This is a genomic window from uncultured Flavobacterium sp., from assembly GCF_963974175.1.
GTDB lineage: Bacteria > Bacteroidota > Bacteroidia > Flavobacteriales > Flavobacteriaceae > Flavobacterium.
Genome location: NZ_CAXBBR010000002.1, coordinates 436,221 through 461,682, shown reverse-complemented (window position 1 = coordinate 461,682; position 25,462 = coordinate 436,221). Strand labels below are relative to the sequence as shown.

The 25,462-nt window shown below is 34.2% G+C and carries 23 protein-coding genes; 16 read left to right on the top strand and 7 right to left on the bottom strand.

Annotated features, from left to right (window positions below; all coding sequences use genetic code 11):
- Window positions 1-427: 427 nt before the first annotated feature.
- The 4 genes from AAC069_RS04975 to AAC069_RS04960 all read right to left on the bottom strand — a co-directional run bounded on the left by AAC069_RS04975 (window position 428) and on the right by AAC069_RS04960 (window position 1,568).
- Complete coding sequence (locus tag AAC069_RS04975; protein ID WP_339919380.1) at window positions 428-598, bottom strand: hypothetical protein; 171 nt, start codon at window positions 596-598, stop codon at window positions 428-430.
- 110 nt (window positions 599-708) lie between these two features.
- A complete protein-coding gene (locus AAC069_RS04970) occupies window positions 709-1,080 on the bottom strand; it encodes a hypothetical protein (protein WP_339919379.1) in 372 nt (123 codons plus the stop codon).
- Entirely contained in the window at window positions 1,073-1,237 is a 165-nt protein-coding gene (locus AAC069_RS04965) for a hypothetical protein (protein ID WP_339919378.1), read from the bottom strand. Before AAC069_RS04965 ends, AAC069_RS04970 begins: the two co-directional genes overlap by 8 nt.
- Before the next feature lie 13 nt (window positions 1,238-1,250).
- Window positions 1,251-1,568 carry a hypothetical protein gene (locus AAC069_RS04960; protein ID WP_339919377.1) on the bottom strand — a complete coding sequence of 106 codons (318 nt, stop codon included), beginning with the start codon at window positions 1,566-1,568 and terminating at the stop codon, window positions 1,251-1,253.
- Between the two features lie 703 nt (window positions 1,569-2,271).
- On the opposite strand from AAC069_RS04960, the gene metG reads away from it, so the two are divergent.
- The 7 genes from metG (at window position 2,272) to AAC069_RS04925 (ending at window position 10,442) form a co-directional block, all read left to right on the top strand.
- The gene (gene metG, locus AAC069_RS04955; protein WP_339919376.1) at window positions 2,272-4,329 is read left to right on the top strand and encodes a methionine--tRNA ligase; all 2,058 of its coding nucleotides are present in this window, start codon (window positions 2,272-2,274) and stop codon (window positions 4,327-4,329) included.
- A gap of 135 nt (window positions 4,330-4,464) precedes the next feature.
- Window positions 4,465-5,958, top strand: a complete 1,494-nt coding sequence (locus AAC069_RS04950; protein ID WP_339919375.1) for a hypothetical protein — start codon at window positions 4,465-4,467, stop codon at window positions 5,956-5,958.
- 3 nt (window positions 5,959-5,961) lie between these two features.
- Window positions 5,962-6,840: a DMT family transporter gene (locus AAC069_RS04945; RefSeq protein ID WP_339919374.1), complete on the top strand. Its 879-nt coding sequence runs from the start codon at window positions 5,962-5,964 to the stop codon at window positions 6,838-6,840.
- A 41-nt stretch (window positions 6,841-6,881) separates the two neighbouring features.
- A complete protein-coding gene (locus tag AAC069_RS04940; RefSeq protein ID WP_339919373.1) occupies window positions 6,882-7,571 on the top strand; it encodes an HAD family hydrolase in 690 nt (229 codons plus the stop codon).
- Between the two features lie 236 nt (window positions 7,572-7,807).
- Complete coding sequence (locus AAC069_RS04935) at window positions 7,808-9,064, top strand: OmpA family protein (protein ID WP_339919372.1); 1,257 nt, start codon at window positions 7,808-7,810, stop codon at window positions 9,062-9,064.
- A 206-nt stretch (window positions 9,065-9,270) separates the two neighbouring features.
- Complete coding sequence (locus tag AAC069_RS04930) at window positions 9,271-9,900, top strand: chloramphenicol acetyltransferase (protein ID WP_339919371.1); 630 nt, start codon at window positions 9,271-9,273, stop codon at window positions 9,898-9,900.
- Between the two features lie 38 nt (window positions 9,901-9,938).
- Window positions 9,939-10,442 carry a ferritin gene (locus AAC069_RS04925; protein WP_091085277.1) on the top strand — a complete coding sequence of 168 codons (504 nt, stop codon included), beginning with the start codon at window positions 9,939-9,941 and terminating at the stop codon, window positions 10,440-10,442.
- A 328-nt stretch (window positions 10,443-10,770) separates the two neighbouring features.
- Here AAC069_RS04925 and ssb read toward each other — a convergent pair whose 3' ends face one another.
- The gene (ssb, locus tag AAC069_RS04920) at window positions 10,771-11,103 is read right to left on the bottom strand and encodes a single-stranded DNA-binding protein (RefSeq protein WP_339919370.1); all 333 of its coding nucleotides are present in this window, start codon (window positions 11,101-11,103) and stop codon (window positions 10,771-10,773) included.
- A 218-nt stretch (window positions 11,104-11,321) separates the two neighbouring features.
- Here ssb and AAC069_RS04915 point away from each other — a divergent pair, with 218 nt between their 5' ends.
- The 5 genes from AAC069_RS04915 to AAC069_RS04895 all read left to right on the top strand — a co-directional run bounded on the left by AAC069_RS04915 (window position 11,322) and on the right by AAC069_RS04895 (window position 17,447).
- On the top strand, window positions 11,322-12,851 hold the full coding sequence (locus tag AAC069_RS04915) for a carbon-nitrogen hydrolase family protein (RefSeq protein ID WP_339919369.1): 1,530 nt from the start codon (window positions 11,322-11,324) through the stop codon (window positions 12,849-12,851).
- Window positions 12,848-13,195: a hypothetical protein gene (locus tag AAC069_RS04910; protein ID WP_091085287.1), complete on the top strand. Its 348-nt coding sequence runs from the start codon at window positions 12,848-12,850 to the stop codon at window positions 13,193-13,195. The genes AAC069_RS04915 and AAC069_RS04910 overlap by 4 nt, the downstream gene beginning before the upstream one ends.
- Window positions 13,196-13,291: 96 nt before the next feature.
- A complete protein-coding gene (locus AAC069_RS04905; RefSeq protein ID WP_339919441.1) occupies window positions 13,292-15,616 on the top strand; it encodes a M28 family peptidase in 2,325 nt (774 codons plus the stop codon).
- Window positions 15,617-15,697: 81 nt separating this feature from the next.
- On the top strand, window positions 15,698-16,501 hold the full coding sequence (locus tag AAC069_RS04900) for an NAD-dependent epimerase/dehydratase family protein (protein ID WP_339919368.1): 804 nt from the start codon (window positions 15,698-15,700) through the stop codon (window positions 16,499-16,501).
- 1 nt (window position 16,502) lies between these two features.
- Entirely contained in the window at window positions 16,503-17,447 is a 945-nt protein-coding gene (locus AAC069_RS04895; protein ID WP_339919367.1) for an EamA family transporter, read from the top strand.
- An 85-nt stretch (window positions 17,448-17,532) separates the two neighbouring features.
- Here the strand turns inward: AAC069_RS04895 and AAC069_RS04890 are convergent, their stop codons facing one another.
- Together AAC069_RS04890 and AAC069_RS04885 are read right to left on the bottom strand one after the other, a co-directional pair.
- Complete coding sequence (locus AAC069_RS04890; protein ID WP_339919366.1) at window positions 17,533-19,596, bottom strand: M13 family metallopeptidase; 2,064 nt, start codon at window positions 19,594-19,596, stop codon at window positions 17,533-17,535.
- Window positions 19,597-19,774: 178 nt separating this feature from the next.
- Window positions 19,775-21,838, bottom strand: a complete 2,064-nt coding sequence (locus AAC069_RS04885) for a M13 family metallopeptidase (protein WP_339919365.1) — start codon at window positions 21,836-21,838, stop codon at window positions 19,775-19,777.
- Window positions 21,839-21,975: 137 nt separating this feature from the next.
- On the opposite strand from AAC069_RS04885, the gene AAC069_RS04880 reads away from it, so the two are divergent.
- The 4 genes from AAC069_RS04880 to AAC069_RS04865 all read left to right on the top strand — a co-directional run bounded on the left by AAC069_RS04880 (window position 21,976) and on the right by AAC069_RS04865 (window position 25,272).
- A complete protein-coding gene (locus AAC069_RS04880) occupies window positions 21,976-22,641 on the top strand; it encodes an SCO family protein (protein WP_339919364.1) in 666 nt (221 codons plus the stop codon).
- Between the two features lie 160 nt (window positions 22,642-22,801).
- Window positions 22,802-23,041, top strand: a complete 240-nt coding sequence (locus AAC069_RS04875; protein WP_339919363.1) for a FeoA family protein — start codon at window positions 22,802-22,804, stop codon at window positions 23,039-23,041.
- Complete coding sequence (feoB, locus tag AAC069_RS04870; protein ID WP_339919362.1) at window positions 23,041-25,140, top strand: ferrous iron transport protein B; 2,100 nt, start codon at window positions 23,041-23,043, stop codon at window positions 25,138-25,140. Before AAC069_RS04875 ends, feoB begins: the two co-directional genes overlap by 1 nt.
- Before the next feature lie 6 nt (window positions 25,141-25,146).
- Window positions 25,147-25,272, top strand: a complete 126-nt coding sequence (locus AAC069_RS04865; RefSeq protein ID WP_139174179.1) for a FeoB-associated Cys-rich membrane protein — start codon at window positions 25,147-25,149, stop codon at window positions 25,270-25,272.
- The last annotated feature ends 190 nt before the right edge of the window (window positions 25,273-25,462 follow it).

Here is a 25,462-nt window from a genome sequence, read left to right as displayed (position 1 = left end):
TTCAGAACAGCCCGAAACAAAACGAAAGTTTATATTAATTGATTTTTGGGCTACTTGGTGTCCTGCTTGCAAAACAATTATACCAGTTTATAAACGACTTAATCATAATTGGAATAAGCTTTGAAACTCAAAGAAAAATCGATAAATTCACAGATCCTAAAATTGAATACTATAGCGCAATTCGCACTAGAAGTAAATCATATAAATCATTAGAAATAGACGGAATACCTCATTGTATTATCTTCGATCCGAATGGTATCGTGCGCTGCGAAGGAAATCCTTTGTCAAAAAGGTTTGAGTTAACTTCAGAAGTATTAAAAGATATTATACGGAATTATAGAGCCCGAAAAACTACAGAACAGAATAACTAAGATTTTAAAATCTCTAGAGAACACCTTAAAAAAAGAGAAAATTGGTTTAAAATGATTTACTTTATATCAGAATCCTCACTATTCTTCTTCTGATTCATTTTTGTAACCAAAGCTTTCAAACGTAATGCCTTTTCCTTTTTTTCTTCTTGCAATTTTGCATTTTTCCGATTTAGCAATTTGGTGTGTAAAGCCTTGTTTTTAGTGTTTTTTTCGGGTCCTTTTGCCATGATATACAATCTTCTTTAATTATGATTACAAATATAAGTCTACCGAAAACAAGAACGGATTAATATCTAACCGATAGCACGAATGCTTGTTTGAATTAATTTTAATTTACTCATAAAACTCCTGTAACAATTTTTATGCTTTTCTTCTTTTCAATAAAGTAGAAAAGAATCCCGCCTGAAAAATATAAAACTACATCTATCCAGTCTGCCGTGTATCTTGGATTAACTCTTGGAAGATAATATTCGAAATACAAAGAATAATAACACGCCAAAAAAATGACAAAACCAATTGAGAATTGAAAGGAACTATCTTTTTTAAGACGTCGGATTACAAATGTCATCGCACCCAGTAATAGAGGAAGACATAGTAAGTCATTAACATAGTTATTAATCAAAGAAGGTAATGGCATACTCAGCCGCTGCATCAAATAAATTGTCAAAGCAGTGAACAACATTACCACATAAAAAACTCTTCTAAACATATAAAATACCCGCTGTCCAAGCTGAAATAGCCGTTAAAAGCGCTCCAATTCCCCACGAAGAATTAAACGCTTTAGTGAATATTAGTGCCGTGATGTTTTTAGTCTTCGCCCGTCTTTTAAAAAAAGCATCATGGCGATTTTGGTTCGATATTTTCATTTCTATTTTTTGTTTAACCAGCTGCAGCTGCTATAACCAGCGAAATAAGTCCTCCAATAACTACTGCAAAAAAAAGCCAGATATAATAGCCTGTTTGAAAAAGAGTCCGCAGTATAATGTTGGGGTGTTCTGCGCCGTTTTTTAAAAAAAATTCAATTTTGCTAGGCTCTTTATCAATTTTTTCTTTTTGTTTGATTTTGTCCTGAGTCTTTTTTTCGCTTTCAAGTTTTCGCTTTAAAACTACATCTAATAAAGCACCGCAATTACTGCAAAACTCATTATTTAAATTAACAGTACCACACTCTAAACACGTTATGTAGGATTTATTCATCGGCTTCGATTTAATTTGAATATTGCTCTAGCTATTTAAAACTATGCTTTACATCGACCCTTTGTCTTCTCCTTAAGTCCCACAAAGTTGCTTTAAAAGAGATAGAAATATTGGTCTAAGTAAACACTCTAAAGCAGTTCTGCAATTTCAATTATCTAAAATCAAAGTTATGAAAAATTATCTATTTCATTTGAGTAGTATTATTTCAACAGATTAATTAAACATCAATAAGTTGCGATCTTAACTTACCACCTAAATGGTCCTATTATAATGTCTTTACGCGATATTGCCTTTCCGAGGAACGAAGAAATCTCATCAAGTAACTCCATCCCTAATTAAAAACAATGAAGATTCAACAACGACTTTCTGAAATTTTTCAAACACAAATCAAAGAGAATAGTCCAAAATTCCCATTGTCTCTTTCTCGGTCAGACGAAGATAAATCTTCGGATCTTCCTTCGTCAGCATTACAAGTTTGTCGACAAATAATTTGCATTTTAAAATGACAAATAATTTGGAACCCCAAAATCTCTAGCCCCGACAGTGGTAAAAAAAATTTTACTTTTGCTATTAAAAAGTAAAAGATTACTTCAGCTAACTTTTATATACAGCGGAGTTCAGTGAATATATTTGCAACGTATAGCGGGAAATTGCTCCAAATAAAAATTCTATTGCTTATTTTTGCACCCAATTAAATAGAATCATGATACAGAATCCAAAAAGATATACGATTACAGCGGCATTACCTTACACAAACGGTCCAATTCACATTGGCCACTTGGCGGGAGTTTACGTGCCTTCTGACATTTATTCACGTTACCTGAGATTGCAAGGAAGAGATGTTTTGTTTGTTTGCGGAAGCGACGAACACGGTGTGGCTATCTCAATGAAAGCCAAAAAAGAGGGCATTACTCCTCAGGAAGTAATCGATAAATACGATGGAATTATCCGTAAATCCTTTATTGATTTTGGAATTTCGTTTGATAATTATTCTCGAACTTCGGCAAAAATTCATCATGATACGGCTTCGGAATTTTTTAGAACTTTATACGAAAAAGGAGACTTTATAGAACAAGTAACCGAGCAATTGTATGATGCAAAAGCTGATCAATTTTTGGCAGACCGTTTTGTAATTGGTACTTGTCCAAAATGCGGTAACGAAGAAGCCTACGGAGATCAATGTGAAAAATGTGGTTCTACGCTAAACGCTACGGATTTAATCAACCCAAAATCAACTATTACAGGAGAAACTCCTATAATGAAATCAACAAAACACTGGTTTCTACCTTTGGATCGTTATGAAGAATTCTTGAAAGAATGGATTCTTGTAGGACATAAAAACGACTGGAAACCCAATGTTTACGGACAAGTAAAATCTTGGATTGATGGCGGACTAGAACCTCGTGCAGTAACACGCGACTTGGATTGGGGAATTGATGTTCCCGTTGAAGGTGCCGAAGGAAAAAAATTATATGTATGGTTTGATGCGCCGATTGGCTATATTTCATCTACCAAAGAATGGGCTTTGCGCGAAGGAAAAGACTGGGAGCCTTACTGGAAAGATCAAGACACGAAGTTGGTTCACTTTATAGGAAAAGACAATATTGTTTTTCATTGCATCATTTTCCCTGCAATGTTAAAAGCGGAAGGAAGTTATATTTTGCCAGACAATGTGCCTGCAAACGAGTTCTTAAATTTAGAAGGAAATAAATTATCAACTTCTAAAAACTGGGCAGTTTGGCTACATGAATATTTAGAAGAATTTCCAGGTCAGCAGGATGTTTTGCGTTATGCATTGACATCTAACGCACCGGAAACTAAGGATAATGACTTCACTTGGAAAGATTTTCAGGCGAGAAATAATAATGAATTAGTTGCGATTTATGGTAATTTCATTAATCGTGTTGTGGTGTTAACCAATAAATATTATAACGGAATTGTTCCAGCGCCAAACGAATTCTCTGAGGTTGACGAAGCAACTTTAACGGAATTGAAAGCATATCCAGCGGTAATTTCTAGTTCAGTTGAAAGATATAGATTTAGAGAAGCTTTAGGTGAATTGATGAACGTAGCTCGACTTGGAAACAAATATTTAGCTGATGAAGAACCTTGGAAAGTAATCAAAGACAATCCAGAGCGCGTGCAAACTCAAATGTATGTGGCTTTGCAAATTGCAGCGGCTTTGAGTGCACTTTGTGAACCGTTCTTGCCGTTTACAGCGACTAAATTATCAAGAATATTAAAAATAGAATCTCCGTTATCTTGGGCTACCATTTCAGAAACTTCTGATTTGATTGTAGCAGGACACCAAATTGGTGAAGCAGAATTACTTTTCGCCAAAATTGAAGATGAGGAAATTCAGAAACAAATAGACAAATTGGAAGCTACAAAAACAGCCAACATTGCCGAAAACAAAAAAGTAGAACCTCAAAAGGAAGCGATTCAGTTTGACGATTTTGCCAAAATGGATTTGCGTGTAGGAACGATTCTAGAAGCAGAAAAAATGCCGAAAGCAAATAAGCTTTTGATTTTGAAAGTAGACACTGGAATTGACGTTCGCACCATTGTTTCGGGAATTGCAGAGAGCTTTAAACCCGAAGATATTATTGGAAAAAAAGTGACTGTTTTAGTCAACTTGGCTCCAAGAAATCTGCGCGGTGTGGAAAGTCAAGGAATGATCTTGATGACCACCAATGCTGAAGGAAAATTAGTTTTTGTAAATCCAGATACTGAAGCGGCGAACGGCGAGACTATAAATTAATTATATTTCTAAAGTGAATTAAATGTCAAAAAATCTATTTAGAAAATAAATATTTTTTTTGACATTTTTATTTTAATTAAAATAATATATTTACCAGAATGCATTAATTATCTTATTAAAAAAACCAACCGTATTATGAGAAAAATTATATTAGCAATTTTATTGTTATATTATGGAAGTGGTTTTTCTCAGAAACTCTTAAACTCATTTCCTCTTTCCCTAAAAAAAGACAAAGACGTTTTTCAAATTGTTGACAAAGAGACCCATAACACAACTTTTTTTGTTAGCGACAATAAGAAAGTCAAGGCTATTTTGTTAGATCAAAATATGCATATAAAAGACTCGATTACAACTGTAAGTCCAAAAAGCAGTAATTATAGCAATATGATTGGTTATAATAAAAGTAACGAAAACATAAGGTTATTTTGGGCTTCTGAAGATTTTAAAAACATATATGCTCAGAGCTTCAATTTTAAATCTAAAAATATAGGAGGAGTAACTCAACAATTGCCTTTAATAAATGAAAAAGTTTTAGGTAACTTCTCAGAGAATAACAAATTATATCTTTTGACTATAGAAGAGAAAACCTCTATGCTGAAACTATATGTTTTTGACGAAAATTTGATTATTAAAGCGTACGCTATTGATTTAAAAGAACAAAAATTCTACAATGAAAATTTCAAGCTTTCCCCACTTTATGACAACGTACTTTCGCCTGAATTTGGTAATACTCAAATTGTAAATCTTGATGTCCCTTCCAGATTGAGTGGAGCTGCAAATAGGAGAAAAATATATTCGAATAAAAAAGAAATCACAATAACGTTAGATCATAATATCAATTTCACTCAGTTAATTTCAATTGATTTAGAAACTCTTAAAACAGAAGTCAGCCTTATCACTATGCCTTTTATTGAAGATTCCAATCCTCAAAATACTAAAACAAATTCTTTTCTTTTTGAGGATAAGATTTATCAAATAAAACTTACCCGAAAGAAAATGAAAATCGATTTGAAAGATTTGAACGGTAAATTAATTAAGGAATACATGATAAATGACAGTATCGATTTGGGATTGAAAAATGCAAAAATACTAAAAACAGGAGATGACTTTGGACGAGATAAAATCATTGAGAAACCTTTACAATTCCTATCAGAGGTTTACAATAAAAACTTAAGCATTAATTGTGTTAAGTATGGAAATGATTACTTTCTAACTTTTGGCGCTGTCCCTGTTATAAACACCTCCCAATCCTATCATAATTTTAATATGATGTCGACGATGCGGCAGAATATGACGCCACAAAACACTATGAATATGCAAATGCAAATGAAGAACTTTGGAGGGCATTCAGGGCCAAGTGCCCAATATAGTGAACAACTTATTTTTCTACAAAAACCTTTTAATCCTTTTTCAACACCCGAAGAAGTATATTGCAGTGTTATCTTAGATGCAGAAGGAAATTTTTTGGATAGAAATACCGATGATTTCATAGTGAATAAGCTAGGAGAATTTTATAATACACTGGAGGATATTTCTACTGAAATACTTTTTAAGGTGGATAACCATTATTATTTAGGATATTATAATAATAAAAACAAGGAATATATAATTAGAAAATTCGCTGATTAAAAAATGACGAACGCAAAACCAAGATTAGCTTTAGCTTTTGGAATACTTTGTATTTCTATTTTTCCAATTTTGGTCAAACTCAGACTAACTCCAGGATTGATTTCTGCATTCTACAGAATGGCAATTGCCTTTTCCTTGCTTTTACCTTATGTGCTGATTACAAAAAAGCTCAAACTACCTAAAAAAAATATTTTATTTCTAGCCATTCTTTGCGGTGTATTATTCGCTTCAGATGTTGCGGTTTGGAATATTGCCATTCAAGAGTCAAGTGCGACTCAAGCCTCTTTATTAACTAATTTATCTCCACTTTGGGTTGGTATTATTTCATATGTCTTTCTAAAAACCAAACCGGCAACTAATTTTTGGATTGGAACGACAGTAGCCTTATTTGGAATGGCGATGTTAGTGGGTTTCAAATTTTTTCTAGAATTGGATTTTGACAACGCTTTTATTCTCGCCGTATTATCAGGGATATTTTACTCTATTTATTTATTAGTGAGTAAAAAAGCACTTTCTCAAATGGATGTGCTATCGTTTATGACCATCAGTTTAATGGCGTCCACAGTATATTTAGCGATAGTATGCATTGTGATGAACGAACCTTTTTCTGGTTTTTCAGATGCGGGTTGGTTCGTTCTACTTATTCAGGCGGTAGTATGTCAATTGATGGCTTGGTTATCCATTAGTTATGCGACTCAAAGCATGCGCCCAACTCGAGTATCGTTAAGTTTATTAGGGCAGGCAGTTATTACATCCATTTTGGCTTGGTTATTTCTGGATGAAAAAATTACCTTAAATATGATTATTGGTGGTCTTATTTTACTTTTGGGTATCCGAATTACCTTTTACACCAAAACCCTGTCGATAAAAAATATAATATAAAAACACTAAGAAGAATTCCTTCTTAGTACTAAAAAAATAAAATGAAAAATTTAAAAGTAATTGCATTTGATGCAGACGACACCTTATTCATCAACGAAACCTATTTTGCTGAAACAGAAGAAAAATTCTGTAGTTTAATGAGCGATTATCTTTCCCACCAGGGAATTTCAAAAGAACTATTCAAGATAGAAATTGACAATTTAAAATTATATGGTTACGGTATTAAAGGGTATATCCTTTCGATGATTGAAGCAGCAATGAAAATTTCGAATAATACTATTCCTATTGAAGTAATTGAACGCATTATTCAGTACGGAAAAGAATTAACGGAGAAACCCATCGTGTTACTTGAAGGTGTAGAAGAGACGCTTGAAGCTTTGAACGGAAAATATAAGTTGGTAGTAGCCACCAAAGGCGATTTATTAGATCAACGGAGAAAATTACACAATTCGGGATTAGGAAAGTATTTCCACCATATTGAAGTGATGTCTGATAAACAAGAGGTTGATTACACCGACTTGATTAGACGATTGGAAATACAACCAGAAGAATTTTTCATGATTGGCAACTCACTTAAATCAGATGTTTTGCCGGTTCTAGCTATTGGAGGACATGCTGTACATATTCCATTTCATACGACTTGGGCGCACGAAAAAATCGACTACAAAATAGTGCATGAAAATTTCATGGCATATGAAAAAATGACTGATGTGCTAAAACAATTGCAATAACATGCATTTTTCCTACTAAAAAACTGGTTTTTAATCCAATGCCTATCAAATTAGAAAATGGAATCACATCGAAAACCGCATATTATCTTAATAAATATGCAATAGAAAGCCTATGATTTTACATTTTCCCTTTTTTTTTATGTAATTTATTTTAATTTTTACATAATTTACTGTTCGAAAATTCTTATTAAACATAAAGTCTTACTTTTGCATTAATTCTAATAAATAGGAAAACAATGAAAAAAGTAATACTTACGTTGGTTTTTGCTTCGGCATTCGCAACATTATCAGCTCAAACAGAGCCTGTAAAAACGATTAATCCTGAATTTAACAAATGGTCAGTTGAAGTAGCTGGCGGTTTTAACAAACCTATGAGACCTATGAGTGCAGGTACAAGAACTGCAGTAGTAAGTCCTTATGTTGCTGATTTAGGAGTTAGATACATGTTTAACAACAAATTTGGTATTAAAGCAGACTTTGGTTACAATAGCTTTACAGAAGGTGACGATTCAAAAAGTTTTGATTCAAAATACTACAGAGCAGATTTACAAGCTGTAGCTAACTTAGGAAGAATCATGAATTTCGAAACTTGGACTAATACTATTGGTTTATTAGCTCACACTGGTTTTGGTTTATCATTTTTAGAAAGAGAAAATCCTACTTATGTAAAAGACAGAATGGGTAATTTCATGGCTGGTGTAACTGGACAAATCAAATTATCTGACAGAATCGCTTTAACAGGAGATTTCACAACTATCCTTAACGCAAAACAAAATGTTGCGTTTGACGGAGGAAGTCCTATTGGTTCAAGAGGATTTGGTGGAGTTCTTTTTAATGGTACTGTAGGTGTAACAGTTTACTTAGGTAAAAATGCTAAACATGCTGACTGGGTAACTCTTATCGATAAAGATGTATTAGCTTTAACAGAAAGAGTTGACAATCTTGAAACTATGTTGATTGATACTGATCAAGATGGTGTTGCTGATTATTTAGATCTTGAAAAAAACACAGTTTCTGGTGTAATGGTTGATTCTAAAGGTAGAGCTATTGACTTAAACAAAAATAACGTTCCTGACGAATTGGAGAACTATTTAATGGCAAACTACGTTAACAAAAAAGATCAATCTACTGCAACTAATAACGAATTAATCAAAAGCTTAATCAACGGTGGTTATGTAGCTACTTACTTTGATTTTGACAAAACTAATCCAACAACAGTTTCTACTGAAGGTATTGATTTCATCTTAACTTACTTAAGAAATAATCCTACTGCATCTGTTGACATTATTGGTCATGCTGACGAATTAGGAAGAACTGCTTACAATGACAAATTGTCTAACGCAAGAGCTGCTAACGTTAAAAAGATTTTAATGAAAGCTAATATTGATGCTTCAAGATTGAATGTAATTGCTGCTGGTGAAGACAATTCAGTTGAAAAAGATTCAGAAGGTGCTAGAAAATTAGTTAGAAAAGTTACTTTCAGAATAAAATAATTTATTCTTAGATTATACAAAAGCCCTAAAAGGAATTCCTTTTAGGGCTTTTTTTTATACCCTTATTTTTCGATCTACCCTACTATTTTATTAAATACAAAAAATAGTTCCAACACTATTAGCAGAATCCATATTTACTTCAGCAGTCAATTGACAAATTAAAAGAATAGCTGTACTTTTGAACAATAAATAAAGTAACGAAAACCTTGAAAACATTAATAGATCTCGACAATTGGCCCCGTAAGGAGCATTTCCATTTTTTTAGACAATTTGAAGAACCATTCTTTGGTGCTACTGTACAAATCGACTGTACAAATGCCTATGCAAAATCAAGAGCGCTAGGAGCTTCCTTTTTCATTTATTATCTACACAAAACATTAGTTGCAGTCAATACCAATGAGCCTTTTCGCTATCGAATTTCAGAGGACAAAATATACATTTGTGATCGCATTGACGGTTCAGCAACAATAGGACGTGCTGATGGTACTTTTGGCTTCTCTTTAATCCAATACGACCCCAACTTTGATCTCTTTAAAGAAAATGCTTTAACCGAAATTGAACGTATCCAAAGCACTACTGGTATTTTTACACGAACATTTGAAAATGATAACGTAATTCACTTTTCGGCAATACCGTGGATAAACTTTACTTCCTTATCGCATGCTAGAAGTTATACTTTTCCTGATAGCTGCCCCAAAATCTCTTTTGGTAAAATGACAGTTTCTGAAAATGGAAAAAGAACCATGCCCATGTCTATTCATGTACACCACGGATTAATGGACGGCTTACATTTAGGACAATTTGTAGATTATTTTCAAGAAATCATGAATCAGTAGTAGTCGCTTTTTTGTAACTTTACAAGAAACACTTTATTATGCTATCTAAAAACATTGAAACAGCGCTTAACAAACAGGTTCATATCGAAGCCGAATCTTCGCAAATCTATCTTTCTATGGCATCTTGGTCTGAGACTCATGGTTTAGAAGGAATTTCAAAATTCATGTATGCTCAATCGGATGAAGAACGTGTGCATATGCTTAAGGTAATGAAGTTTATAAACGAACGCGGTGGTCATGCTCAAGTAACCGAATTAAAAGCGCCAAAAACGAATTACGAAACATTTCAGGAAATGTTTGAAGAACTTTATAAACATGAAGTTTTTGTTTCCAACGCCATAAATGAACTGGTCCATATTGCCCTTACTGAAAAGGATTATGCGTCACACAACTTTTTACAATGGTTCGTCGCAGAACAAATTGAAGAAGAAGCACAAGCAAAAAACATCTTAGATAAAATCCACCTGATAGGCGATGATAAAGGAGGTTTATACTTATTTGACAGAGACATTCAACAACCAAATGTAAAGGGATCCAAATAGCAATCACTAGTTGGTCTATATATAACAAGGCACCTTTATTCCGGTTACAATTTTTTACAAATTGAGTAAAAAGAGAAAAAATAAAGAATCCAAAAAGGATAAAAAAGAACTCCTTGAAAACGGCAAGAACGCAAAAGGCCTTAAGTCCGAATGCTGTGAAAAATATAAAAAAGGAGAAGACAAAAGATGCAAACGATGTCCTAGATTTGATTTGCCTAAGGATTAACAAACAGTACAAATAGACTTTGTTTATTACAATATAAAAAAGTCCCGATTTGCAGGTTTATAAAACACTGCAGACCGGGACTTATTTTTACTTCATTTAAGGCTACTTTCCTAACAAAAGGACTTCTGTTACGACTACCTCAGTAACATATCGTTTCTCCCCGTTTTTATCGTCATAACTTCTGTGAGTTAACTTCCCTTCTATTGCGATTTCTTTACCCTTAGTGACAAATTTCTCAATAATATCTGCCGTTTTCCCCCAGGCAATTAGTCGATGCCATTGTGTTTCCTCTACTTTTTCTCCTTTGTCATTTTTGTAGCTCTCATTAGTGGCTAATGTAAAATTGGCTAATTTTTTCCCACCATCAAAATTTTTGATTTCTGGGTCATTTCCTAGGTGTCCAATTAACTGTACTTTGTTTCTTAATGCATTCATGGCGTGTAAAATTTAAATGTTTTAATCTGAACTCGTTTCAGATCTTTTTTTGTGGTGTATACTATTGAAACCATTATTGTTTGATTTCGACACTGCAAAGATTAGATGCTTTTAAAAATTTATTCGGTTAACGTTCAATTACTTTCGGTTGTAAATACTTGTAATCGTTTATAAACGGATAATGTTTTTACTATCTTAGCAGAAATTAAAACTTATTTATGCCTGCAACTATTAAATCAATTGAGTTACGCAACTTACAAATTGAAGATTATAAAGAATTAAAAAAATCAATGATTCAATCTTATCCAGAAATGGCAGAATCATTTTGGAAAGAAGATCAAATAGAACTTTTATTAAATAAATTTCCTGAAGGACAATTGGTAATTGTAGTAGATGGAATTGTAGTTGGTTCGGCACTATCCTTGCTGGTTACCGAAGATTTCGCTTTTAAAACACGTTCTTATAAAGCAATTACAGGAAATTTTTCATTTTCAACTCACAACCCTGAAGGAGAAGTTTTATACGGAATTGATGTTTTTATCAATCCTCAATACCGCGGACTTCGATTGGGGCGCCGATTATATGATGTTAGAAAAGAACTATGTGAACAATTAAATCTAAAATCTATCATTTTTGCGGGAAGAATTCCCAATTATGGAAAATTTAAAGATGAAATTACTCCTAAAATTTACATCGAAAAAGTAAAGAAGAAAGAAATTTACGATCCTGTTTTATCTTTTCAGCTAAGTAATGACTTCCATGAACTTCGTGTACTTAAAAATTACCTTGAAGGCGATACCGAATCTTTAGAATATGCCGTTTTATTAGAATGGAATAATATTTACTATGATGATAGCCCAAAATTAATTAACACGACTAAAAGTGTGGTACGCTTGGGATTAATTCAATGGCAAATGCGTTCGTTAACTAATTTAGACGCCCTTTTTGACCAAGCCGAATTTTTTATTGACACCGTTTCTGGCTACGGAAGTGATTTTGCACTATTTCCTGAATTTTTTACGGCACCATTAATGGCTGACTTCAACCATTTGTCTGAAGCAGAAGCGATTAGAGAATTAGCCAAACATACAGAAGCTGTAAAATTAAAATTCCAAGAATTTGCTATTTCTTACAACATCAATATCATCACAGGAAGTATGCCTTTTATAGAAAATGAACACGTGTATAACGTAGGTTTTCTTTGCAAACGTGACGGTACTAATGAAATGTATCGTAAAATTCATATTACACCAAACGAAGTTTTTCATTGGGGAATTACAGGCGGAGACACTATCCAGACTTTTGATACCGATTGTGGCAAAATAGGGATTATGATTTGTTATGATGTGGAGTTTCCAGAGCTTTCTCGTCTAATGGCAGATCAAGGCATGAATATTTTATTCGTTCCTTTCTTAACCGACACTCAAAATGGATATACACGTGTAAAACATTGTGCTCAAGCAAGAGCCATTGAAAACGAATGTTATGTGGCCATTGCCGGCTGTGTTGGGAATTTACCAAAAGTAAACAATATGGATATTCAGTATGCACAAGCGGCTGTTTATACCCCTTCTGATTTTGCGTTTCCTAGTAACGGAATCAAAGCTGAAGCAACACCAAATACCGAAATGACTTTGATTGTAGATGTCGATATTAACTTGCTGAAAGAATTGCACGAACATGGAAGTGTAAACACAATGAAAGACAGAAGACACGATTTGTATAGTTTGAAAAAATTAAAATCATGAAAAATTGTTTAGAATGCGGTGAGAAAATTGTAGGTCGTGAGGACAAAAAATTCTGTAGTGACGGTTGTCGTAACGCCTATAATAACAAAATCAACAAAGACAGTAATAATTACATGCGCAACATCAACAACAAGTTGCGCAAGAATTATCGTATTCTATCCGAACTTAACACCGAAGGAAAATCAAAAACAACCCGAGCTAAACTCTTTAGCAAGGGTTTTGATTTTGATTTTTTTACCAACATATTGAATACTAAAACTGGGAATACCTACTATTTCCTTTATGATCAAGGCTATATGCTATTAGACAATGATTACTATATGTTAGTCAAAAAAGATATTTAATACCACACCCCCAATTTCCAAAATATGAAAAGAAGTCTTTCCTCCCTTTTTGCCGTTATTTTTATTCTAGCAATTCTGGCAATACTTTTTCTTACGATGATGCCGCAGTGGACCTCAGATAACAAAGTACCACTTTCTGAATTTTCAACTGAAAGGGCATTAGGAAAAGTAAAAGCAATTTCGAAGCAACCACACTATGTTGGTTCTCAAAACCATGATCAGGTTGCCGCTTATCTACAAAAAGAGCTACAAAAGTTAGGACTGCAAACTTCCACACAGGAAGGCTATACTTTGACAGAATGGGGGAATTTAGTAAAGTCAAAAAATATTATGGCTCGAATAAATGGGTCCTCTAATAATTCCAAAGCCCTGCTTTTGCTTTCTCATTACGACAGTGCCCCACATTCCTACTCACATGGTGCAAGCGATGCCGGCTCAGGAGTGGCAACAATCTTAGAAAGTGTTCGTGCCTTTTTGTATACTAAAAAGCCACATAAAAATGATATTATTATCCTATTTTCGGATGCAGAAGAATTAGGGTTAAATGGAGCGGCACTTTTTGTAACACAACACAATTGGGCAAAAGAAGTGGGACTCGTACTTAATTTCGAAGCCCGAGGTACTTCTGGACCAAGCTACATGTTAATGGAAACAAATGGTGGAAATGCGGGTATGGTAAAAGAATTTGCAGCTGCAGAAACAACTTTTCCAGTATCAAATTCATTAATGTACAGTATTTATAAAATGCTGCCTAATGATACTGACTTAACCGTTTTTAGAGAACAAAAAAGTATTCAAGGGTATAACTTCGCGTTTATCGATGACCATTATAATTACCATACCGCCCAAGATGACATCAGTCATTTAAACAAAAATACATTAGCACACCAAGGAACGTACTTAATGCCTTTGTTGAGTTATTTTTCGAATGCTAATTTGAACACCACAAAATCTACTGAAGATTATGTCTATTTTACCATTCCTTTTACATTTGTAAGCTATCCTTTTAGTTGGGTTTTACCAATGGTTATTATAGCATTTGTACTCTTTCTATTTTTAGTTTTTATCGGAATTGGTAAAAAAATACTAACGATTCAAAGAGTTATGAGAGGATTTATACCATTTTTAGGTTCCCTAATTTTAACCGGGCTGATTACTTTTTTCGGTTGGAAAGGATTACTAAAACTATATCCGCAGTATAACGATCTATTAAATGGATTTACCTACAATGGACATGATTACATTGCGGCTTTTGTATTGCTGGCTTTAGCAATAACCCTGTTTTTCTATCACCTTCTTTCATCTAAAAAAGTAGCTGTAAATCATTATGTCGCCCCTTTATTTATTTGGTTAGTAATTAATGGACTATTAGCTGTTTATTTAAAAGGTGCCGGATTTCTAATCATTCCTGTTTATTTCGGATTATTCCTATTTGGTTACTACATAGTCACTCAAAAGAACAATAAAACACTTAATCTTATTTTAAGCATTCCTGCATTGCTTTTATTAGTTCCATTTATACAAATGTTCCCAATAGGCTTGGGCTTAAAAGTCTTGTTTGGAAGTGCTATACTTACTGTTTTATCGTTTGGATTATTGCTACCTACTTTTGGTCATTTTACCAAAAAAGGATTGTGGTCCTTTCTTTTTTTAATGCTCTCTATTGGCTTTTTTGCGAAAGCACATTACGAATCCGGTTATGAACCAGGAAAGGCAAAATCGAACAGCTTGTTGTACCTCTACAATGCTGATACCGATAAAGCTAGTTGGGCGACTTATGATGTAAACCTTGATTTTTGGACCAAAGAATATTTGGGTGAAAACCCAAAACCCGCTAAAGATTTGAATCAAACCCCATTGTTCAGCAAATACAATTCTGGTTTCACTTATGCCGCTAGCGCTCCAAAAAAACAACTTCAAAAACCCACTGTCGCATTCTTAAAAGACAGTACTGCCGGAAACAAAAGGTATTTGAAAATTAGAATTTCTCCTAACCGAGCCGTAAATCGTTATGATATTTTTGCCAATAAAAAAATGGAATTCTATGATTTAAAAGCAAATGGAGCTACTCACATCAATCAAAAAGACACCCAATTTAATCGTAAAGGAAAGAAACTATTAAGTTATTACGTAGTGGACAACGCCTCTTTAGAAATGGAATTCAATATCAATGCAGGATCTGTATTTGATATGGAATTGATGGAATCTTCATTTGATTTAATGCGAAACCCATTGTTTTCAATTACAAAAAGAGCTTCTTGGATGATGCCAACTCCTTTTGTCCTAACAGATGCCGTGGTTATCAAACAAACAATAAAACCAACAGCAAAAGCAATTGAAACACCCATTGTTGCACTACCTTCTATTCCCCTAAAAAAAGAAAGAATAATAATTGCGACTGATACTGCCAAAGTCAGATAATTTTATTGAAATTTGCAGCAGTCAATTTGTACTAACTCAGATTGCAATGCTATTTACATTTCTTTAAAATAGGATATTAAAATGAAAAACACCAGCGTTTTAGGTTGTGGATGGCTAGGATTCCCTTTGGCGGAAGCTTTATTAGAAAAAGGCTTTCGTGTAAATGGTACTACGACTTCGGCAAATAAGATTTCAAAATTAGAAAAGGCCGGAATTAATCCCTTTTTAATTTCAATCGAAACCGATGGGGTTACTGGTGCGATCGAAGATCTCTTGAAAGACAGCTCAATTCTGATTATTGATATTCCGCCCAAATTAAGAGGAACTAACAAAGAAAACTTTGTAAGTAAAATTGAGGCTTTAATCCCTTTTATCGAAAAATCAACAATTGAAAATGTGATTTTCATTAGTTCAACCTCAGTCTATGGCGATTCTAATGATCAAATAACCGAAGAAACCCCATTAAACCCTGATTCTGAAGGCGGAAAACAATTAGCCATAGTAGAAGATGTTTTGCATAGTAACAGTCGTTTTAAAACTACTGTACTTCGTTTTGGAGGTTTGATTGGTGAAGATAGAAATCCAATTAAATTTATTGCAGGTCGAGAAAACATGGATAACCCCGATGCACCTATTAATTTAATCCATCAGGCGGACTGCATCGGCATTATCCTTAAAATAATTGAAAAAAAATCCTGGGGAGAAACTTATAATGCGGCCACCCCTGTACACCCTTCGCGAGAAGTATATTATACAAAAAAAGCATTGGAACTAAATTTAGTTCCACCTACGTTCAAACACGATGAACCCTCGGTTGGAAAGACAATTTTAACCGATAAATTAGTAAACAAACTTGACTATACTTTTACAATAATGAATCTATAAAGTGAGAACTAAAATAAAAGCTGCTTTTTCGACCAGAATAAATGCTGTCGGACTGCCAATAATAGCATTATGCTGCGTATGTTTTTTTTGGGGAACCACATGGATTGCTTCAAAAGAAGGAGTCAGGCATATGCCTCCATTACAACTCGCCGGAATTAGACAATTTATTGGAGGGGTACTTTACGTTTCCTTTTTCTTGTATAAAAAAGAGGCTTGGCCAAAGGGAAAACAGTGGAAAACAATCATCATTTTAAGCATTCTTAACTTTGCCTTAAGTAACGGACTAAGTACCTGGGGCGTAAAATTCATCAGTAGTGGGTTAGGCGCAATTTTAAACGCGGTCTTCCCGCTATGGATCGTTATTATTACTTTTTTCAGGGGCGAAAAATTAGCAAGGTTAGCAATTCTGGGACTCATAATAAGCTTTAGCGGTGTTTGTGTTATTTTCTATGATCACATGAGTGATTTCCTTCAACCTGATTTTAGATTTGGGATTCTACTTTCCTTTATCGCAACGATTAGTTGGGCTTTTGGAAGTTTATATACTAAGAAAAAAGCCGCCACTTTTAATCCTTATTTTAGCCTTGGATTGCAAATGTTACTTTCAAGCTTCATTCTTTTTGCGGTTACAGGTGCAACTGGAACAGGAGTTAATATTATGTCCATTCCCGCAATTTCCTGGTGGTCCATTGCCTACTTGGTCATTATAGGCTCTGTATTAACGTTTATTGCTTACATCTATATGCTACAAAAACTGCCACCGGAGATAAGTAGTATTTATGCCTACATCAACCCAATTGTCGCGGTCCTATTAGGCTCAGTGATTTTTGGAGAATCATTAACAATGGTAATTGCAATTGGAGGCGCAATAACAATTTTTGGTTTGTATATGGTGAATCATTCTATTAGAAAAACTCGGAGATTGGCAGCAGCCAATAAAGTTTAAAGAATCAATTTAACGCTTTTGCAAAAGCTATAAAACAAAAAATCCCAAGCGCTAACTTGGGATTTTTTTATATAAATAATACTGTCTACCAGATTTTCACTCTTTTATCTGGTGCAACATACATACCATCATTTGATTGAATATCGAATGCCTGATAAAAGCTGTCGATGTTTTGTAATGGTACGTAAGAACGGTACATTCCTGGAGAATGTGGATCTGTTTTTACTTGGTTTTTTATCGCTTCGTCGCGAGATTTAGTACGCCAAATCGTTGACCAAGAAATAAAGAAACGTTGCTCTGGTGTGTAGCCATCAATTAAGCCCGGGTTTCCATTTTCTTTTAAATACAACTGCAAACCATCATAAGCCGCATTAACACCCCCCAAATCACCAATGTTTTCTCCTAAGGTAAATTTACCATCAACAAAAGTTCCAGGTAAAGGTTCTAAAGCACTGTATTGATTAGCAAGTGCCGTTGTCAGTGCCGAAAATTGTTTGGAATCCTCAGCTGTCCACCAGTCCACTAAATTCCCTTCAGCATTGTATCGTGATCCTGAATCGTCAAATCCATGAGAAATCTCATGCCCAATAACTCCTCCAATACCACCGTAATTTACCGCTTCATCAGCTTGGTAATTGTAAAATGGCGGCTGTAAAATCGCTGCTGGAAATACAATTTCATTGTATGAAGCATTATAATAAGCATTCACCGTTTGTGGAGACATTCCCCATCTGGTTTTATCCACTGGTTTATTCAAGTCGGCTAGATCTTCCTCAAAACGCCATTTGGCCATGTTTTTAGTGTTATCAAAATAAGTTCCTCCTTCTTCTGGGCTCTTTATTACTAAAGCAGAATAATCTTTCCATTTATCAGGATATCCAATTTTTATTTTAGACTTCCTTAATTTTTGAACTGCACTCACTTTAGTCTCCGGAGACATCCAAGCAAGATTATTGATTCGGTTTTCAAAAGCAACAAAGATATTTTTTATCATTTTCTCCGCTTTCACTTTGGCTTCAGCCGGAAATTTTTTCTCAACATACAGCTTTCCTAAAGCCTCACCTATACGTCCGTTGATTACTTGCAATGCGCGTTCATCACTTGGTCTTTGTTTTACCGCACCTGTTAATGCTTTTCCGTAAAACTCAAAGTTTGCCTCCTCAATATCAGTTGATAATTGACTTGATGCTCTGTTTAACAATGACCAGCGCATATACGCTTTCCAGTCATTGACTTTATTTTCCTTCAAAATGGACTCAAAAGCAGCCATGTATTTAGGTTGTGAAACAATTAAAGAATCTACGTTTTTCAAACCTATTTTTGTAAAGTAAGTATTCCAATTAATCGACGGAGTTAGTTTTTGTAACTCAGCAATTGTCATCGGGTTATACGACTTTCTTCTGTCTCTTCTTTCTACACGGTCAAATCTGGGTTTCGACATTTCGATTTCAAGCGCTAGAATTTTTTCGGCATGTACTTTAGCTTCGGCAGGTTTTTCACCAAGGAATCCAAGCATTTTAGCAACATGAAGTACGTATTTCTCTCTTTTTTCTTTTGAATCGGCATCTTCAGAAACATAATAATCACGATCTGGCAAACCTACTCCTCCAGGCCCCACACTGATTACATTTCTATTACTGTTTTTCGCATCAGCACCAATATTAGCTCCAAAGAAACCAATTCCTCCCAATGGCTCCATTTCGATTAATAAGGCTTCTAAATCCTTAGCGTTTTTAACGGCATCAATTTTTTTCAAATAGGGTTTCAATGGTGTAATCCCTAATTTATTGCGGCCTATAGTATCTAGTATCGTTTTATACAGATTAATGGCCTTACCTTGATCAGTATCTGATTTGTATTTTGGATTTGTTGCGGCTTCTTTTAATATTGCCAAAGCATCTGCATCTGTCCTTTGTCTTAGTTCATCAAAACTTCCCCAACGTGTTCTGTCAGACGGAATTTCAGTATTGTCTAACCACGTTCCGTTTACATATCGAAAAAAGTTATTACTTGGTTTTACTGCCTTGTCCATATAACTGACATTAATACCTGGTTCTTTTGCAGTTGAAGCTGTTTGTGCCTGTGTAACTGTAAGTCCAAAGAGTGCAGGAATCACAAAAAGAAGCGACCTATTGCTGTTTTTTTTCATTTTTTTAGTTAATTAGTTAATTTCATAATCCTTATTCACAACTATTTGAAATAGTCCCTAAATATATAAAAGTAATTTTCAATTGAAATAATTTTAACATCTGTTGAGAGTTACTTTTTTTAAAACTAAAAAATCCCAAGCTTACACTTGGGATTTTTTTATTGTAGCAGTCTAAAAACTACCAGATTTTAACTCTTTTATCAGGTTCAATAAACATACCGTCTCCTTTTTTAATATCAAATGCTTGATAAAAAGCATCTACATTTTGTGCTGGAACATAAGCACGGTACATTCCTGGAGAATGCGGGTCTGTTTTTACTTGGTTTTTAATCGCTTCATCACGTGATTTAGTTCTCCAAACTGTAGTCCAGGCGATAAAGAAACGTTGCTCTGGAGTAAATCCGTCAATAAGTCCTGGATTTTTATTGTCTTTTAGATACAATTGCAAACCATCATAAGCGGCATTTACTCCACCTAAGTCACCAATGTTTTCACCTAAAGTAAATTTACCATCAACATGAACTCCTGGCAAAGGCTCTAACGCGCTGTATTGATCAGCAAGCGCAGTCCCTAAAGCTGTAAATTGCGTTAAATCATCGGCAGTCCACCAATCTACTAGATTACCATCAGCATTGTAACGAGCACCAGAGTCATCAAATCCATGAGAGATTTCGTGACCAATTACAGCTCCGATTCCTCCATAATTCACAGCCTCGTCAGCTTGGTAATTATAGAAAGGTGGTTGTAAAATAGCTGCAGGAAATACAATCTCATTATACGATGGGTTATAATAGGCATTTACCGTTTGTGGTGACATATACCATTCTGTTTTATCAACTGCTTTATCCAACTTGTCGATATCTTTTTGGAAATTCCAACGGGAAAGACTCTTCATGTTTTCAAAATAGCTTCCACCACCAGCAATGCTTTTTATTTCTAATTTAGAATAATCTTTCCACTTGTCCGGATAACCTATTTTAATGCTAATCTTATTCAATTTTTCAACCGCTTTTACCTTAGTCTCTGCTGACATCCAAGTCAAATTACTAATACGATTTTGGTACGCCAAAATAATATTACGAATCATTTTCTCTGCTTTTTCTTTTGCTTCAGCAGGAAACATTTTCTCAACATATAATTTACCCAAAGCTTCCCCTACAGTTCCATTAACAGTTTGCAAAGCGCGCTCTTCACGAGGTCTTTGTTTGATCGCCCCAGTCAAAGTTTTTCCGTAGAAATCAAAGTTAGCTTCTTCAATTTGTGTAGATAATAATGCGGTTGAACTGTTTAATAAATTCCATTTCATATATTCTTTCCAAGCAACTACATTATTTTCTGTGAAAATAGTTTGCAAGGCCTTCATGTACTTGGGTTGTGAAACGATTACGCTGTCTAACTTTGTAAAACCAATTCCAGTAAAGTACTCTTTCCAATTTATCGCTGGAGTTACTTTTTGCAATTCTGCAATAGTCATCGGATTGTATTGCAACCTACCATCTCTGCGTTCCACTCGGTCCAAACGTGGATTAGACATTTCGATTTCTAAAGCGAGAATCTTAGCCGCATTTACTTTGGCTTGATCTGCAGTCTCTCCGACTAACTGTAGCATTCTAGCAATATGTTGCTCGTACTTCTCTCTTTTTTCTTTGGTATCTTTTTCCTCTGAAGAATAATAATCTTTATCTGCCAACCCTAATCTAGCCACGCCAATACTTAAAGAGTTTTTAGCACTATTCTTATCATCAGCTCCAACGCCAACTCCAAAAAAGCCTATTCCTCCAATAGGTTCCATTTCAATTAGCAACTTCTGTAAGTCCTGAATATTTTTTACTTTATCAATTTTGGCCAAATAAGGAGCTAAAGGTTTAATCCCTTGTTTGTCTCTTGCAATGGTATCTAAAATTGAATTGAAAAGGTTTATTGCTTTTCCTTGATCAGTATTCGATTTATAAATCGGGTTTTTTGAAGCATCTTTCAAAATTGTCAAGGCATCTTTATCCGTTTTTTTAAGTAATTCATTAAAACTTCCCCAAGAAGTTCTATCGCTTGGAATTTCGGTTTCATCAAGCCAAGTTCCATTTACAAATCGGAAAAAGTTATCTGCGGGCTTTACTTTATTATCAAAGAAAGAAACATTTATTCCTGGTTCTTTAACTGAAGTAGTAGTTTGAGCTTGACCCTCAGCAAAGCCAATTATTGCGGGAATCACTAAAAGAAGCCCTTTATTCAGTTTTATTTTCATTTTTTTAATTGAGTTAGTTAATATCACAAAGCTATTGATAAAAAATATAAAAGTGTAACTTATCATATTAAAATTACATCGGCATAAATTTGCGGTAAAAAGCTCCCTTTTTTGTATTTTTGCAAAAATTATTTTTTATGAAATCTATTTTTAAGAAATACCGCATTTTTATTGGTGTTTTCCTAGTCTTCTCCGTCATTACACTATACTTGTTTTATGTTGCTCTCAAACCTAATAAAACACTTCCCATATACAATCCGGCTGACGTAAATCCTGAATTAGTGGACAGTACAGTACAATATATCAGTAAATACCACACCATAGCTGACTTTTCATTTGTCAACCAAAACGGAAAAACCATCACTCAAAAAGATTATGAAGGCAAGATTTATGTAGCTGATTTTTTCTTTACGACTTGTGGTTCTATTTGTCCAAAAATGACTGCCAATTTATTTGAAGTCCAAAAAGCAATTATCAATAACCCAAAAGTCATGCTGCTTTCTCATACCGTATTTCCGGAAGTAGATAGCGTAGCTGTTTTAAAAGCATATGCAATTAAATATGGTGTTGACGATAAAAAATGGAATCTGGTTACTGGTGATAAAAAAGAGATTTATACAATGGCTAGAAAATCGTATTTGGCTGTCAAATTAGGAAAGCCAAGCGAACTATACGACATGGTTCATACTGAAAACTTTGTATTGGTCGATGCTAAAAAAAGAGTTCGTGGTTTTTATGATGGCACCAAAAAAGAAGACATCGAAAAATTGATAACCGATATTAATTTTCTAAGCAAGGAGTAGTCTGCCTAAACAATACTAATTTTTACTTTTTCGACACTACCCCATTTACTATTTTTCCGTGGTCTCAATTTATTCAACAGACGTTATAAAAGTGATAATTATCATTCGTTTTAGTATTATAATATGTATTTTTGCAATATTAATTCAATCTAAATAAGACTTGCAAACAACGATAAATTCATTAAAAAAAGGGGAAAAAGCCATTATCAAGGATTTTGATATTGACATCATTCCGCTAAAGCTACTCGAAATGGGCTGCTTGCCTGGAAATACGGTTGAATTGCTTCAAATCGCACCTTTTGGCGACCCTTTATATTTAAACATTAACGGTTCCCATTTAGCTATTCGAGTTGAAACAGCCAAAGAGATTGAAGTTGAACTAATCAAAATCAAGATTTAATGATCAATCAGAATATTAACATTGCCTTAATAGGTAACCCAAATACAGGAAAAACTTCGGTTTTTAATCAACTTACCGGGCTTAATCAACAAGTAGGGAATTATCCGGGAATCACGGTTGAGAAAAAAATTGGTTTTTGTAAATTACCCAATAACGTTAAAGGTAACATCCTAGATTTACCTGGAACTTACAGTCTAAATGCCAGCTCCATTGATGAAAATGTTGTTATTGAATTATTGCTGAATAAAAACGATAAATTATATCCAGATGTAGCAATCGTAGTTACCGATGTAGAGAACCTGAAACGTAATTTACTGTTATTTACCCAAATAAAAGACTTAGAAATCCCAACCATTTTAGTCATTAACATGGCCGACAGAATGGAATACAAAGGAATTACTTTAAATATACCCTATTTAGAAGAGCACCTAAAAACAAAAATTGCGCTGATCAGCTCACGAAAAGGTTTTGGTATTGATGAATTAAAAAATTTGATCGTTACTTACAAAACCATTACAACGGAACCTTGTCTTAACGCTTCCAGCATAGATCCAGACTACTTTAACAGCCTACGTAAAGCGTTTCCAAACCAGTTATTATACAAACTGTGGTTGGTAATCACCCAAGACGTAAATTTCTTGAATTTAGAACGAAAAGAGATTCAAGGTACTTTTACTAAATCACATTCCGATTTAAAACGATTACAGCAAAAAGAAACCATTAAGCGCTATCAATTTATCAATGATGTCTTAAAGGAAGGTTTAAAAATCGATGCAACAATTGCTAAAGATTTTAGAAGCAAACTCGATCGCGTACTGACCCATAAAGTTTGGGGATACTTGATTTTCTTTGTCATTTTATTTGTGATATTTCAATCTATTTTCGAATGGTCTAAAGTTCCAATGGATTTTATCGACACAACGTTTGCTTCGTTAAGCGCACTAGCAAATAACGAGCTACCGGCCGGTGTTTTAACTAACTTAGTGTCGCAAGGAATCATTCCCGGCATTGGAGGAATCTTAATTTTTATTCCGCAAATCGCCTTCTTGTTTCTATTTATTTCCATTTTAGAAGAAAGTGGTTATATGAGTAGAGTGGTGTTCTTGATGGATAAAATTATGCGAAATTTCGGTTTATCCGGGAAAAGTGTAGTTCCATTAATTTCTGGAACAGCCTGCGCCATTCCAGCAATTATGGCAACCAGAAATATTGAAAACTGGAAAGAGCGCTTAATTACAATTCTAGTAACTCCTTTTACAACTTGCTCTGCAAGACTACCTGTTTACGCCATTATCATAGCACTAGTAATTCCGGATACTTACGTATTGGGGATTTTCAACCTACAGGGGCTTACGCTGATGCTATTGTATCTTATCGGTTTTGGAATGGCTATTTTTTCGGCTTACATTCTAAATATAATCCTTAAAATAAAATGTAAAACATTCTTTGTGGTAGAAATGCCAAACTACAAGTTGCCTATGTTCAAAAACGTAGCGCTTAATGTTGTTGAAAAAACAAAAGCATTCGTTTTTGGTGCCGGAAAAATAATTCTAGCGATATCAATCGTTCTCTGGTTTATGGCTTCCTATGGCCCTGGGAAGAACTTCAAAAATGCCGAAGAAATTCAGCTTTCAAAAACAGAAAATGCAGGCTTATCACAAGATGAACTTAGCAATAAAGTCGCAGGGTATAAGCTGGAGAACTCTTATATAGGGATCATGGGAAAAAGCATTGAACCTGCTATTTCTCCGTTAGGATACGACTGGAAAATTGGAATTGCAATCATTAGTTCCTTTGCGGCACGAGAGGTTTTCGTAGGTACATTGGCAACGATTTACAGTGTGGGAAGTACCGGAAATGATGACACTATCAAAAATAAAATGGCTGCAGAAGTCAACCCAGTAACAGGGAAGAAAATATTCAATTTTGCTTCAGGAATATCACTATTGTTATTCTACGCTTTCGCCTTGCAATGTGCCAGTACGATTGCTATAACAAGAAAAGAAACCAATTCATGGAAATGGCCTTTAGGACAACTTATTTTTATGAGTACGTTTGCTTACATTGTAGCTCTAATTGCTTATCAAATTTTAAAATAAACCGATATGTTTCAAGAAATTTTTGCTTTCGTAGCACTCGGAGTTGCCGTTGTTTTTTTACTTAAAAAATTCTTCTTTAAAAAGAAAAAAACCGATAAAAGTTGTGGTAAAGACGACTGTGGATGCCACTAAATTATTTAAAAACTTAAAAATACTGGAGTGTAGAGAAGAGAATTTCTCATACAACTAACTGATTTCAATATCTCTAAACCCATAAAGCCAAAGTGATTAAAGATTTATTCGATTAAATTTTTATCAAAACTTTAGTGTTATAATTTAGACCAACTAAATTTAATTAACTAAATTTACTTAGTAAAAAACG

Excerpts from the sequence above, each read along its gene's own strand:
- AAC069_RS04975 (WP_339919380.1), bottom strand. The coding sequence starts at position 598 with ATGGCAAAAGGACCCGAAAAAAACACTAAAAACAAGGCTTTACACACC.
- AAC069_RS04970 (WP_339919379.1), bottom strand. The coding sequence starts at position 1,080 with ATGTTTAGAAGAGTTTTTTATGTGGTAATGTTGTTCACTGCTTTGACA.
- AAC069_RS04965 (WP_339919378.1), bottom strand. The coding sequence starts at position 1,237 with ATGAAAATATCGAACCAAAATCGCCATGATGCTTTTTTTAAAAGACGG.
- AAC069_RS04960 (WP_339919377.1), bottom strand. The coding sequence starts at position 1,568 with ATGAATAAATCCTACATAACGTGTTTAGAGTGTGGTACTGTTAATTTA.
- metG (WP_339919376.1), top strand. The coding sequence starts at position 2,272 with ATGATACAGAATCCAAAAAGATATACGATTACAGCGGCATTACCTTAC.
- AAC069_RS04950 (WP_339919375.1), top strand. The coding sequence starts at position 4,465 with ATGAGAAAAATTATATTAGCAATTTTATTGTTATATTATGGAAGTGGT.
- AAC069_RS04945 (WP_339919374.1), top strand. The coding sequence starts at position 5,962 with ATGACGAACGCAAAACCAAGATTAGCTTTAGCTTTTGGAATACTTTGT.
- AAC069_RS04940 (WP_339919373.1), top strand. The coding sequence starts at position 6,882 with ATGAAAAATTTAAAAGTAATTGCATTTGATGCAGACGACACCTTATTC.
- AAC069_RS04935 (WP_339919372.1), top strand. The coding sequence starts at position 7,808 with ATGAAAAAAGTAATACTTACGTTGGTTTTTGCTTCGGCATTCGCAACA.
- AAC069_RS04925 (WP_091085277.1), top strand. The coding sequence starts at position 9,939 with ATGCTATCTAAAAACATTGAAACAGCGCTTAACAAACAGGTTCATATC.
- ssb (WP_339919370.1), bottom strand. The coding sequence starts at position 11,103 with ATGAATGCATTAAGAAACAAAGTACAGTTAATTGGACACCTAGGAAAT.
- AAC069_RS04915 (WP_339919369.1), top strand. The coding sequence starts at position 11,322 with ATGCCTGCAACTATTAAATCAATTGAGTTACGCAACTTACAAATTGAA.
- AAC069_RS04910 (WP_091085287.1), top strand. The coding sequence starts at position 12,848 with ATGAAAAATTGTTTAGAATGCGGTGAGAAAATTGTAGGTCGTGAGGAC.
- AAC069_RS04905 (WP_339919441.1), top strand. The coding sequence starts at position 13,292 with ATGATGCCGCAGTGGACCTCAGATAACAAAGTACCACTTTCTGAATTT.
- AAC069_RS04900 (WP_339919368.1), top strand. The coding sequence starts at position 15,698 with ATGAAAAACACCAGCGTTTTAGGTTGTGGATGGCTAGGATTCCCTTTG.
- AAC069_RS04890 (WP_339919366.1), bottom strand. The coding sequence starts at position 19,596 with ATGAAAAAAAACAGCAATAGGTCGCTTCTTTTTGTGATTCCTGCACTC.
- AAC069_RS04885 (WP_339919365.1), bottom strand. The coding sequence starts at position 21,838 with ATGAAAATAAAACTGAATAAAGGGCTTCTTTTAGTGATTCCCGCAATA.
- AAC069_RS04880 (WP_339919364.1), top strand. The coding sequence starts at position 21,976 with ATGAAATCTATTTTTAAGAAATACCGCATTTTTATTGGTGTTTTCCTA.
- feoB (WP_339919362.1), top strand. The coding sequence starts at position 23,041 with ATGATCAATCAGAATATTAACATTGCCTTAATAGGTAACCCAAATACA.
- AAC069_RS04865 (WP_139174179.1), top strand. The coding sequence starts at position 25,147 with ATGTTTCAAGAAATTTTTGCTTTCGTAGCACTCGGAGTTGCCGTTGTT.